Annotated in this window: 9 protein-coding genes; all 9 read right to left on the bottom strand. The window is 51.7% G+C overall.

Annotation, left to right across the window (positions count from 1 at the left end):
* Positions 1-96: 96 nt before the first annotated feature.
* Positions 97-921 (bottom strand): sulfite exporter TauE/SafE family protein, encoded by an 825-nt coding sequence (locus ABN764_RS13720; protein WP_142545388.1) that lies wholly within the window; start codon positions 919-921, stop codon positions 97-99.
* A 145-nt stretch (positions 922-1,066) separates the two neighbouring features.
* Positions 1,067-1,837, bottom strand: coding sequence for an enoyl-ACP reductase FabI (gene fabI / locus ABN764_RS13715; protein WP_021252279.1), 771 nt, complete (start codon positions 1,835-1,837; stop codon positions 1,067-1,069).
* A 151-nt stretch (positions 1,838-1,988) separates the two neighbouring features.
* Entirely contained in the window at positions 1,989-2,990 is a 1,002-nt protein-coding gene (gene uvsE / locus ABN764_RS13710; protein WP_021252280.1) for a UV DNA damage repair endonuclease UvsE, read from the bottom strand.
* Positions 2,991-3,255: 265 nt separating this feature from the next.
* Complete coding sequence (locus ABN764_RS13705; protein ID WP_021252281.1) at positions 3,256-3,684, bottom strand: PaaI family thioesterase; 429 nt, start codon at positions 3,682-3,684, stop codon at positions 3,256-3,258.
* A gap of 123 nt (positions 3,685-3,807) precedes the next feature.
* On the bottom strand, positions 3,808-5,487 hold the full coding sequence (locus ABN764_RS13700) for a long-chain-fatty-acid--CoA ligase (protein ID WP_446672198.1): 1,680 nt from the start codon (positions 5,485-5,487) through the stop codon (positions 3,808-3,810).
* A 37-nt stretch (positions 5,488-5,524) separates the two neighbouring features.
* The gene (locus ABN764_RS13695) at positions 5,525-7,309 is read right to left on the bottom strand and encodes an acyl-CoA dehydrogenase FadE (RefSeq protein ID WP_446672197.1); all 1,785 of its coding nucleotides are present in this window, start codon (positions 7,307-7,309) and stop codon (positions 5,525-5,527) included.
* Positions 7,310-7,412: 103 nt separating this feature from the next.
* Positions 7,413-8,594 (bottom strand): acetyl-CoA C-acyltransferase, encoded by a 1,182-nt coding sequence (locus tag ABN764_RS13690; protein ID WP_174810158.1) that lies wholly within the window; start codon positions 8,592-8,594, stop codon positions 7,413-7,415.
* Positions 8,595-8,628: 34 nt separating this feature from the next.
* Entirely contained in the window at positions 8,629-11,025 is a 2,397-nt protein-coding gene (locus ABN764_RS13685; RefSeq protein ID WP_446672196.1) for a 3-hydroxyacyl-CoA dehydrogenase/enoyl-CoA hydratase family protein, read from the bottom strand.
* Between the two features lie 426 nt (positions 11,026-11,451).
* On the bottom strand, positions 11,452-13,626 hold the full coding sequence (locus ABN764_RS13680; protein WP_446672195.1) for a heterodisulfide reductase-related iron-sulfur binding cluster: 2,175 nt from the start codon (positions 13,624-13,626) through the stop codon (positions 11,452-11,454).
* Positions 13,627-13,652: the final 26 nt, after the last annotated feature.

Below are 13,652 nucleotides of genomic sequence, written 5' to 3'. Positions count from 1 at the left end.
CACGCTACTTTCTATTAAAAATTGCTTCCTTTTCTTCCAATATACGTAGTAATCAGTTATAAGTTTCGTTCGAATATCCTAGCCTATGTAAAATGTTCATGAGCCTGCAAATCCACTCACAATCATGCGAATTGCCAGTACGAACAGGGTAATTCGGAGGACAAGCAACAGCCCTTTGCCAGACATTCGATTCGCAATTGCAGCCCCTAATCTTCCGCCGATCCAAGCGCTTGGAGCCAATACCGCTACCAGCATCCAATCGACCGATCCATTCCAGGCATGAACCGTAGTTCCGAGAATGGAGGATAGAAAAATGACAAACATGGATGTGGCTGAAGCGACATGCGGCGGATAACGAAATAACAGTACCATAAGCGGAACGAACAACGATCCTCCCCCGATCCCGAACAGCCCTGAGATGAAGCCGACTGCAAATCCAATAAACAGCATTGGCACAACACTGTATCCATATTCGGTCGCTTGACCAGAGGGATCTACATACGTACGTGTGCCTCGCCACGTGATATTCACCGGCTTCAGCCGTTCCTTCACGATCATCAGAATTGCCATCCCGAGCATGAAGAACCCGAACACCAAGTTAAATACATTGTCCTTGAAATACTCCGTTAACGCCGCACCCAGCATAGAAGCCGGCCCGCTCGTTATAAAATAAATCGCACCGCTTCGCCAATCCACCCGCTTCACCTTCATATAGGCAAGTGTGGAGGAAAGCGCTGTAAAAATAAGCACCGCTAATGAAGTTCCCACCGCTGTCTGGGAGGATATCGCTTCTCCTAGCAAATGCGGCCCGAAAAAAATCAGCCCCGGTACGATGATAATACCGCCGCCCAGTCCGACAAGACTGCCGAACGTTGCTGCAATTAGGCCAATAAGAACAAGAAATACAATGGTTGCTGCCATTTGGATGCTCCTACTTTCTCCTCACATAGTAAGCCCTATTACTGAGCGGTATGAGATTGCCCGCCACCCGGATAAATAAAAATCCGCCCGCAGGCAGCTACCAATTAAGGCGGCTGCCAGGCAAGGCGGATATGGAAGTCGAGTGTTACACGCCGACAATGTGGAAGCCGCTGTCCACGTAGATCACTTCACCTGTAATGCCGCGTGAGAAGTGGCTCATGAGGAACATTGCAGTATCGCCAACTTCCGCCGTGTCTGTCGTGCGGCGCAGTGGAGCCTTCTCTTCAACCTGCTTCAAGATCGAGTTGAAGTCGCTGATGCCCTTCGCAGCAAGCGTACGGATCGGACCTGCGGAGATCGCATTGACGCGAATGTTGAACTGTCCCAGATCTGCCGCCAAGTAGCGAACAGAAGCCTCAAGCGCAGCTTTCGCTACACCCATGACATTGTAGTTCTTCATCGCGCGTTCTGCGCCGAGGTATGTCATCGTCATAATGCTTCCGCCTTCTGTCATGAGCGGATGCAAGCGCTGTGCTACAGCTACGAGAGAGTATGCGCTAATGTCTTGCGCAAGCGCAAAGCCTGCACGGGACGTATCTGCATACAGTCCTGTCAATTCTTCTGTTTTCGCAAATGCGATACTGTGCACAAGACCATGCAGTGTACCGAATTCTTCACGAAGTCTATCTGCCAATTGATCGATCTCTTCATCTACTGTAACGTTGCACGGAAGAATGATGGCGTTTGGAATCGTCTCTGCCAACTTGCGTACACGCGCTTCTACACGTTCGCTCTCGTATGTAAATGCCAATCTTGCGCCTTGTGCGGCGAGTGATTGCGCGATGGCCCATGCGATGCTGCGATCGTTCGCGACACCCATAACCACGATATTTTTACCTGCTAATAATTGAGACATTGCTAAATTTCCTCCTCTCGCCATTTCGCATCATCAAATTTGGTTTCATGAACTATGCATGTCCCTTTTGACTGTTGCGGAAAAGCTCTTTTTTCAACGTATCCTATTTTTGCTTGATTTTCAAGTAGCAAGTGGATCTCATCGCTAAGAGCTATGGATCAATTCGCACGCTCGCTTGGTCGAGAATCGTAACCCCTTCCGCCGTATAAGGGACAAGATCCCGCATCAATTGAAATAATGCCCCGTCCTTCTGCTTCGCTTCCAGCATGACATCGATGCGCTCCGTATAGGGAGCAATCGCCCTGAGGAAGGCGAGTAGGGGCTTCACTTCCACATAATCGGCATGGCCACGTATATCGGAAGCGCTCTTCGGACTGGATACATGGATTTTAGGTGGGAGGGGATCGTCTGGCGCTGCGTCCGCCTGCCCAAATGGCGTCTGCCATGTCTTCAATATGCGCGGCCACAGCTCATCCAACGATTCCTCTTCATGATTCACCCACTGATGGTGAATATCCAGTACCATCGGAACACCAAGCTGCTCGCTTATATGAAGTGTCTCTACCGCATTGAAGGTTTTGTCGTCGTTCTCCAGTGTCATGCGCTTCTGTACCTCTTCAGACAATGTCTTGAAGTTCTCTATGAATCGCTCTCCCGCGATCTTCTTATTTCCGTATGCCCCGCCGACATGAATGTTGTTCTTCGCACGAGCATCCACTCCCATGGCCTTGAACATCCGAACATGATGCTCCAGATCCTTTACAGACTTGATGAGCACATCTTCGCGCGGCGTACTCAGGACGGTAAAGTGATCGGGATGGAACGACACTCGCATATGATGCTCGTTAACATATTGTCCAATTGCCTGAAATGCCTCCTGCAAGGCCGGGAATGGATCCCAGTCGCTTAGTTCGGGATGTGTAGCCAGCGGGATTAGCTTCGAAGAGAAGCGGTACAGTTGAATGTCATGCGCACGATTATGCTTCAAGAGCCGCAATGTATTATGCAAATTTTCTTCCGCTATGCGTTCCGCCTTGCGCAACGCCGCGGCACGATCTTCCAGTTTACAAAATGATGTGAATGTCATCGTGCGCGACGGCGAAGCATTCGCCACCGTGACGGACATCGCCACGTATCCGAAACGAACCAGCATACTTCGGACTCCTCTCCACTTCTATCGCCGTATAGGCCCTACTTCTACCCTGCCTGATAGGCATTCTCTCCTTCTAGCATAACCTTACTAGCCTACACTTAATCGAACTAGGCTAAGAGATATTCGTAGTTGCGGATGTACCGAGTGCCGTCTCTCCTCATCACTAAATTTGCGCCAACACGCCTAACCTGCTTAACAATGCAAAAACCCCTGACCGATTGGTACAGGGGCTTGCTTTATGAAGTTACCGTTACCTATTACATGGTTATATCACCCGGAATGTCGCCAGCGCAAGGGAACCGAGCTTGCCATCCGCATCCGTTACTCGTCCTGTGCACGTAATTGAACGGCGCGTTTCATGCACGATTTCCGCCGTAACTCGAATTTCTCCGGTATGCAGCGGCGCAACGAAGTTGACGTTCAAGTTGGACGTAACGGTATGTTCATCAGGACGAGCCAGCATCGTAGCCAATCCCATAGCGTTATCCAATAGGGAGGACAGTACCCCTCCATGAACGATGCCAATGACGTTCAAATGATGGGGTTCAGCATCAAGTTTCAGAACGACATGCCCCGGCTCTGCCGTTATCGTCTCGCAGCCAAGGTAATCCCAGAAGGTTCCCTTCGCTTGCGCATACAATTGATCAAGTCGCTCACTGGCAATAGCTACTGGGGATGCGGCCTGCTCTGCCATAAAAATCTCCACCTCCGATCACTTTCGTATTCAACCTTATGCCTGCTAGTGGTTCTGCTGCTTTTCGCTTAATTGCTTAATGCTTAGTTGCGCTTAGTTGCTTATTCGCCTTTTTTTCTTTTTTTACTTTTTCACCAGTAATTCTTCCTCTTCCAGAAGCATGCGGCGCAGCACCTTGCCTGCAATCGTCTTCGGCAGCTCACTGCGAAATTCGTATTGGCGCGGTACCTTGAAGGAGGCCATCCGCTCGCGGCACCAGACATTTAACTCCTCTTGGGTCACATGGGTACCTGTGCGAGTCACAATATATGCCTTGACTGTCTCTCCTCGGTAGGAGTCGGGCACACCGACGACGACGGCTTCCTTCACGCAAGGATGCTCGTACAGCACTTCCTCCACTTCCCGCGGATAAATATTGAACCCGCCGGCAATGATCAAATCTTTTTTTCGATCTATGATGGAGAAAAAGCCATCCTCATCCTGCCTGCCCAGATCCCCTGTATACAGCCAGCCATCCCGAAGCGCCGTTACGGTCTCCTCCGGCTTGTTCCAATACCCCTTCATTACTTGTGGTCCGCGGACAACTAGTTCCCCTACCTCGCCCTGTGGCAACTCTTCTCCCGTGTAGGAATCAACAATCTTCGCCTCCGTATCGGGGAATGGAATGCCAATAGAGCCGTTTTTGCGCTTGCCCCAGAGCAGGTTCGCATGCGTAATCGGCGATGCTTCCGTCAAGCCGTACCCTTCGATAAGCACGCAGCCTGTTATCGCCTCGAACTTCTCCTGCACCTCAAGCGGCAGCGAAGCAGCGCCGCTAATGCACGTGTGGATGGAAGATAGGTCATAACGATCCGTGTCAGGATGATTAATGAGCGAAATGTACATCGTCGGTGCCCCTGGGAACACGGTCGGGCGCAGCTTATGAATAATGCGCAGCATCTCAGAGGGTTCGAATTTCGGCACGAGCACGTTCATCCCCCGGCATAACGTACATAGATTCATCAAGATGGTCATTCCAAATACATGGAAAAATGGAAGCGCTCCCAAGAAGATTTCTTCTCCGCGCTTCACCTTATAGAACCATGAAGCTGATTGTATCGTATTGGCAACCAAGTTCTGATGAGTCAGCATCACCCCTTTTGGGGTGCTTGTCGTCCCTCCCGTATACTGCAGCAATGCCAGATCATGTTCTCCATCGATCTCGGCGCACATAAATTTTGGCGGAACGCTTTTGAGCAGCGGAGCGAAGGCATGAACCTGATCATCATAAGTGATCCCTGCCGCCTGAACATTTTTCTTCATCTTTAAGGCAAACAGCACGTTTTTCGGAAAAGGCAAGTAATCCTTAATTGAGGTTATGATCGCGTGCCGAAGCGTTGTGCGTGCCTGAGCGGCACGCACACGCGGATATAAAACATCAAGAGTGATGATCGCAGCCGCACCGGAATCGGCTAGCTGGATCGCCAGCTCCCGCTCCTTATAAAGCGGATTCGTCAGTACAGCTATGCAACCAGCCATTAACGTACCGTAATACGCAATAACGGTCTGTGGACAGTTGGGCAGCATAATTGCCACTCGTTCTTGCCTGCCGATCCCAAGCCGCACAAGCGCGTTTGCGAATCGGCAGCATTCTTCAAGCAGCCGCTCATAGCTCAGCTGCTTCCCCATGAATTCGAGCGCAGGCCGTGTCGGATATTCCTGGGCTGCATCAATGAGGAATTGGGCGACATTTTGTCGCGGGTAATCATACGTCGGGTCAATTTCCTGCGGGTAATGACGGAGCCATGGCTTCTCCAATGGCATGCCTAACCATCCCTTCCTCGCGGGGAGCTCCCGCGTATTACGAGACCACGTATTTTTCCGCTTGAATCACGCGTTCCGCTATCTCACGCTTGATGCCAACGCCGTCAATCGGCGTGCTCTTCGCCAGCTTCTTCAGAATGGACAGCTGCGTGCGCAAGACATCGCCTGACTCCATTGCCGCCAGCGTTTCCTTGGCTGTTCGTTCAATATCTGCGAATGCCTCATGCATATATACGGTTGTCATCTGCATCGCAAGTTTTGCTTTCGCTTCGCCGGACTTCGCCATCAGCTTGCGAGTGCGCAGCAGCGTGCTTTCCATTGCATATACAGCAATCATTAAATCAGCAAGGTTGCTCAAGATTTCCTGATGCTGCTCAAGCGATGTACCGTATTTCTGAGCCGCCAATCCACCAAGCATAAGGAATATCTTCTTGGCCATCTGAACGAGATGTTCCTCCTGCTCCATCGCTCCACCTGATTCCGGCATGGATACGATAGACATCAGATCGGCTTGGAGCGCCTTCGCCTTCTGCAGGAGCGGCAATTCTCCCTTGGCGGCCCTCTTAAGCAGCGTGCCTGGGATAAGCAATCTATTGATTTCATTCGTTCCTTCGAAAATGCGGTTAATGCGGGAGTCGCGGTAGATGCGCTCGATTTTATACTCCTGCGTAAAGCCGTAGCCGCCGTGAATTTGTACGCCTTCATCGGCTACAAAATCAAGCACCTCTGAAGCGAACACTTTATTAATGGAGCATTCAAGCGCATATTCAGCAATTGCCTTGGCCATTAACTGCCCCGAATCCGGCTGCTTGTAATCGATGTCCTTCAGCACATTGTCCACCAAGCCAGAAGTCCGATACACCATCGACTCCGTTACATAAGTACGGATGTTCATATCCGCCAGCTTATTGCCGATCAGAGAGAATTCTGTAAGCGCCTTGCCGAACTGTTTGCGTTCGCCAGCATATTTCACGCTCAGCTCGATCGCTTCCTTCGCTGCTCCGAGACATCCTGCGCCCAGTTTGAAGCGGCCGATGTTCAAAATATTGAACGCAATGACATGTCCGCGGCCTACCTCTCCAAGCACATTCTCCACTGGAACCTTGACGTCCTCGAAGAAGAGCGGACAAGTGGAAGAACTCTTGATGCCCATCTTCTTCTCTTCCGGCCCAACCGTGAAGCCTTCCATTCCCTTCTCAACAATGAATGCCGTGAAGTCCTTGCCGTCTAACTTCGCATATACGATAAAAATATCCGCGAAGCCTGCATTTGTAATAAAAATTTTAGAGCCATTCAGCACGTAATGACTGCCATCCTCAGACAGCTTCGCTGTCGACTTCGCACTAAGCGCGTCTGATCCAGATGACGGCTCCGTCAGGCAATAAGCAGCGATTTTAGCGCCTGTCGCCAGGTCAGGCAAGTACTTGGCCTTCTGCTCCGGTGAGCCGAAGAACACGATCGGCAGTGTTCCGATACCCACATGCGCGCCAACCGAGAGCGCAAAGCCAGATGCTTTGGTCAGCGTTTCGCCGATCAGCGTAGAGCTGACCTTGTCGAGCTCAAGCCCGCCGTATTCCTCTGGAATGTCTGCTCCAAGCAGCCCGATTTCCCCGGCCTTGCGCATCAGCTTAACCGTCAAATCGTAATTCAATTTTTCCAATTCTTCGTCGTGCGGCAGCACTTCTCCTTCTACGAAATCGCGAGTCGTATCCACCATCATGCGCTGTTCTTCGGTGAAGTCCTCCGGAGTAACAATCGCATCGGGAGTGATGTCATCAATGACAAAGCTTCCGCCTTTGATTTTCAGTTCCAACATGGTCATGGTAATCTTCTTCCTTTCGAAGTGGATTAAGAATGGATAAATGACTTTGAATCATTTGATCAATCTGAACAACAATGCAAGGCAATAAGTCTACGCACAGCGTTTAAGCAAACACTTCGAACACTCCGGCAGCTCCCATTCCACCACCGATGCACATAGATACGACACCATAGCCGCCACCACGGCGGCGAAGCTCATGCAAGAGTGTCGCCGTCAGCTTCGAACCGGTACAGCCAAGCGGATGGCCGAGCGCAATCGCGCCGCCATTCACATTCACCTTGCTCTCATCCAGCCCTAAGTGGCGAATGATATGCAGGCACTGCGAGGCGAATGCTTCATTCAGCTCAAACAGATCGACCTGATCCTGCGTAATACCGGCCTTGCGCAGCGCCTTCGGAATCGCTTCTACAGGTCCGACGCCCATAATGTCAGGCGCGACGCCAGCCAACGCGAAGCTGCGGAAGGCCGCAAGCGGCTTCAATCCAAGCTCCTTTGCTCTATCGGCGCTCATCAGTACACAGGCTGCCGCGCCGTCATTCATCGGCGAACTATTGCCTGCCGTGACGCTGCCGCCCACGGAGAACGAAGGCTTCAGCTTCGCAAGCACTTCTTCCGTCGTGTCCGGCCGAACGCATTCATCCATATCGAAGGTCAGTTCCTTTTCCCAAGGACGGCCATTGCTGTCGACTCCTCTCTGTACTGTTGAGACAGGTACAATCTCGTCACGGAATTTGCCTTCGGCGATGGCTGCCGCAGCCTTGCGGTGACTGTTAGCAGCGAATCGATCCTGATCCTCACGGCTAATGCCGAATCGCTTCGCAACATTTTCCGCCGTGTATCCCATGCCCATGTATACTTCCGGCATCTCTGACATCAGCTTCGGATGCGGTGCAAGCTTGAAGCCGGTCATCGGCACCGCGCTCATGCTCTCAACTCCACCAGCAACAATCGTGTCCGCAGAGCCAGCCATAATCCGTTCTGCAGCAAACGCGATTGACTGCAGTCCAGAAGCGCAGAACCGGTTAACCGTAACCGCAGGCACTTCCTGCGGATAACCTGCATACAGCGACAAGATTCGTGCCATGTTCAAGCCTTGCTCGCCTTCCGGCATGGCACAGCCGAGTATGACGTCCTCAATATCCGATTTGTTCAAGCCTGGTGCGCGTCGAACAACTTCCTCCAGTACAGTTCTCCCCAGATCCTCAGCTCTCGTCTGCGCGAGGCTCCCTTTCTTCGCCCGGCCAACCGGCGTACGCGCTATAGATACAATGACTGCTTCTTTCATTGCGATCTCCCCTCATTCCTAATTTAGAAGGATATTAATTGCGCAGCGGCTTGCCCTTGGAGAGCATGTGCTGCATGCGCGCCTGCGTCTTCGGTTCGCCGCACAGGCTTAAGAAAGCTTCACGTTCCAGATCGAGCATGTATTGCTCACTCACCAAGCTGTTCGCCGGTGCGTTGCCGCCCGCAAGCACATGTGCCAGCTTATTGGCAATCAGCCTGTCATGATCCGAGATATATCCACCGAGGTGCATCGTATAGGCTGCCAGTTCCAGTACGGATTTGCCAGGTTCGCCTACGACGCGGATGCGCTCCTCTTCTCTAGGCGCATATCCGGCCCGATCCATTTCCAGCACGGCCATCTTCGCCTCATGTATACGGCGATCCGGGTTGATAACGACGGAGTCGTTAGTCCCCATATAGCCGAGCCGCTTCGTGTCATGTCCACTCGTCGATACCTTCGCCATGGCAATTGTTTCGAAATAGCTGTTGATGTACGATTGCAGGTCTGGATTCGTTTGGCCGACGATTTGGCTTGAGCGCAAGGCCATCTCTTTACACCCGCCGCCCGCTGGAATCAAGCCAACGCCCGTTTCGACCAATCCGAAGTACGTTTCCGCAGAGAAAATGATTTTGTCTGCCGGCAGGCACGCTTCTACCCCACCACCAAGCGTCATTTGATGCGGCGCAGCTACAACAGGCTTCTCCAGTCTCTTCAGCGTCAGCATTGTAGTCTGGAACTGGCGGATGATAAGATCAATTTCATCCCATTCCTCTTCCTGAGCCTCCATTAGAAGCAGCATGACATTGGCGCCCACGCAGAAATGACGCCCTTCATTTGCCACAACGAGTCCGCGGTAATTGCGGCGAACTTCCTCCACGCTTTTCTGAATCATGGTCAAAATATCCGCACCGATGGCATTGTTCGGCGAATGGAACTCCAGACAAGCTACGTCGTCCCCGATGTCGATCAAGCTAGCGCCCGGATTGGACAGCACGACCTTGTTCTGCTGCTTGAGCTGCTTGAGCGAAATATGCTCCGCTGCCGACTCCAGCTCAGTCCACTCCCCGCCATGAACGTAAAATTGTTGTGCCTCCCGCTTCTCATAGAAGTGAGTATGTCCTTCAGCAATCCACGCGCGTACCCAATCTGGCAGCACGTCGCCCTCTGCCTCCATGCGTTTGGCAGCCGACACCAAGCCGATCGCGTCCCATACTTCGAACGGCCCGAGTTCCCAATTGAAGCCCCATTTCATCGCATTGTCGATATCGACAATCGAATCGGCGATTTCGCCCAGCTTGTGCGCCGAATAGAGCAGCACCGGCTTCAGCGTGTTCCATGCCAGCTCGGAATAGCGATCCTTTGTACCGAGCAGCGCCTTGATTTTATTCGCTGCGCCCTTGGCAGACTTTGACGCTTCCAAGGAGGCGGATGAGATTTTGCGTACTGGCTCGTATTCCATCGTGTCGAAGCGCAGTGCCTGTATGACCTTCCCAGAATCGGTCTTTACTTTCTTATAGAAGCCTTGGCCCTGCTTTTCGCCGATCCAGCCCAGATCAACCATCCGAGTAAGGACATCCGGTGCGCTGAATACATCTTTCTCTACTGTCGCTGCTGTCTGGTCATGCACATTCGCTGCTACATGCACGAACGTGTCAAGCCCAACCAGATCAAGTGTACGGAACGTTGCGCTCTTCGGGCGACCAAGCGCAGGTCCAGTGACAGCATCTACTTCCTCGACCGTGTACCCAAGCTCCATCATATTTCGCAATGTAATAAGCAGTCCGAATGTACCGATTCGGTTGGCGATAAAGTTCGGCGTGTCCTTGGCTACAACGACGCCTTTGCCGAGGCGGCGTTCACAGAACTCATGCATGTAGGACACAATTTCCGGATCTGTCGTCTCTCCCGGAATAATTTCAAGCAGCTTCATATAACGTGGAGGATTGAAAAAATGAGTGCCTAAAAAGTGCTTTTTAAATGACTCTCCGCACGAAGCAACCATGTCGTTGATGGATATGCCCGACGTATTCGATGTTACGATCGTTCCCGGCTTCCATACTCCTTCGATTCGCTTCAGCAGGTCGCGCTTCACATCCAGTCTCTCGACGACGACCTCAATAATCCAATCCACGTCTGCAAGCTTCGACAGATCATCTTCGAGATTGCCCGGTGTAATTCTGCCCGCGAACTCTTCACTATAAAGCGGTGCCGGCTTCGTCTTCTTCAGGCGCGCGATCGCATCCGCAGCTAAACGATTGCGTACAGCTGGATGCTCCAGTGTGAGTCCTTTCTTAGATTCAGCTTCTGTAAGCTGGTTCGGCACGAGGTCGAGCAGCAGGCAGCGAATGCCTGCACCCGCCAAGTGGGCGGCAATAGCCGCACCCATTACGCCAGAGCCGATAACGGCGGCGCATTGAATCGGTTGAACCATATGCGAGTTCCCTCCCAATTTGTAATGGTCTGTGTCACATGATGAGAACAACAAGAACGGCTTCAAGACTTTAAATAGATATGAAATTGTTGGCTGATGACGATACTCTGAGATGTTCCCTGCTTCAGAAGTGCTGGGTGCACTTCGTAAGATGTTCCTGCTTCAGGACTTGTAAGTGTGTACTTCGTGAGGTGTGTATTGCTTGAAATGTGTACTTCTGAGATGTGCAATGCTCCGCTGCGGTTCAGATCGCTGCTTGATGTTAAGCTGCTCTTGAGGGTATATATCTGAACTTTGCTTGTTGTTCTGGTTGCAGATTCTATAGAAGGTAGATATATGGAGTAGTTCATTGATGGTGAGAGAATGAGGTTATTGACCATTGTTCAAAAAATACAATTATTTCTTGTGGTTATACTGAAAGCTGTCTTATGAAACTGATATCGGCTGCTTGTCATCCAATTTAACCGCCCCGAACACAGCTAGTTCCAAAATTTCAGCGATGTCGCGCGTCTGAACGGATTCCTCGGCTTCAAGCAGTTTCGTGCCGTCCTCCATCATCGTGAGGCAGTACGGGCATGCGGATGAAATTACGGTCGGCTTTGTGGCCAGCGCTTGCTCAGTGCGCGCCAGATTGACACGCTTGCCTGCAGTCTCTTCCATCCACATCATGCCGCCGCCAGCTCCGCAGCACATGCCATTCTCACGGCTTCGCTCTATTTCAAGCAGGGTTACGCCGCGTATCGCGCGCAGGATATTGCGCGGTTGTTCATAAACGCCATTATAGCGTCCAAGATAACAGGAGTCGTGGTACGTAATTCGTTCCTCCACCTCATACTGTGGAACAAGACTTCCCGCGCGAATCAGTTCATCAAGCAGCTCGCTGTGATGGAGTACTTCGGCTTCCAGCCCAAACTCGGGATACTCATTCTTTAACGTGTTGTACGTATGGGGACAAGCCGTAACAATTTTGCGTACATTATATTTTTGGAAAGTGACGATGTTCTCCTCGCATAGCTGCTGGAACAAAAATTCATTGCCCATGCGCCGCGGAGTATCGCCCGAATTCTTCTCTTCATTGCCGAGTATGGCAAAGTTCACGCCAGCTTCATTCATAAGGCGCACAAGCGCCCGCGTTACCTTCCGGCTGCGATTATCATAAGAGCCCATGGAGCCGACGAACAGCAGGATATCAAACTCCGGATTCTCCTTCACGGTTGGTACATGAAGCACACCTTCAGGATCAACTTCCTTCACCCATTTCACACGATCACTGCGGCTAATGCCCCACGGATTGCTCTGACGCTCGATGTTCTGCAGCGCCCGCTGCCCATCATGCGGCATGCTCCCTTGCGTCAGCACCAGATAACGGCGCATATCGACGATTTTGTCGACATGTTCATTGCCGACCGGACATTGATCCTCACAGTTGCGACAGGTCGTGCATGCCCATATTTCAGCCTCGGACATCACATCGCCGATAAGCTCTAGTTGCTCTGGGGGATTTTGTGCAATTTGCCAAGTGGCTGCCTGCGCCTGCATCGTCGAAGCAATGTCGGTTATCCCCTGTCCGTGCCACTTTCCAAGCTCGGCCCCCTCTGGATTCATGCTGTGAGTACCCGTTGATTTGAATGCAAAGGCAGGAGTCCATGGTGAACGAGACGTAATGGCCGCTCCTTTCTCTGTCAGGTGATCGCGCAGCTTGACGATCATGTGCATGGGCGACAGCCATTTCCCTGTGCTGGCAGCCGGACATACATTCGTACAGCGCCCGCATTCGACGCATGCGTACAGATCCACTAGCTGCTTCTGTGTAAAATCCTCCACTTTGCCCACACCGAACGATTCGGCTTCCTCATCTTCCAAGTCGAGCTTGCTCAACCGCCCGACAGGCTCTGTGCGCCGAAGCAGCAGGTTGACGGGAGCCGACAGTAGATGGAAATGCTTGCTCTGCGGCACATAGACAAGAAACGCAAGCAAAATCAACAAGTGCGCCCACCAGAATGCGATATAGAGCGCCTCAGCCACCCCGTGGGATATGCCGGTAAAAATACCTGCTATAAGGGAAGATATCGGCGCGTATCCCGATGCCCCTTCTCCTTCAGCTAACCGATGGAATCCCATCGTCAATAAGACAGACAACATCAAAGCGTAAATAAAGAAGACGACAATCGATGGCTTCCAGCCCCGCTTCAGCCTTCCTAGTTTCTCCCCGTATCTGCGATAGGCAGCATACCCCATGGCAATGAGTATCAGCGTCACGGTTGCTTCCTGCAGCAGCTCGAATGCCTCGTACCCGGGAATGGGCAGCGGTTTGCCCGATAATCCTTTATAAATAATATCCAGTGCGCCAACTTGTAAAATGATGAAACCATAGAAGATGACAATATGCATCAGGCCGCTTTTCTTATCCTTCAGCAGTTTCGTCTGCCCGAACACTTGGGCGGCAAATGCATGCAAATTGTGCTTCACCCGTCCGCTCCAATTTACCGGCTGTCCGAGTTTGACATACAAGAACCGGTGATAGACCGCTTTGGCAAACCAATAAACGCCGAGTCCCGTAACGGCCAAAAATAGGACAAGCTGCACAATCGCTCCCGGCATCGGAACCATCCCCTTTCTCAATATTG

Source organism: Paenibacillus wuxiensis (assembly GCF_040195695.1).
Classification (GTDB): domain Bacteria; phylum Bacillota; class Bacilli; order Paenibacillales; family Paenibacillaceae; genus Paenibacillus_B; species Paenibacillus_B suaedae.
The sequence above is the reverse complement of the archived record's forward strand: the minus strand, read 5'-3'. Positions and strand labels throughout refer to the sequence as shown.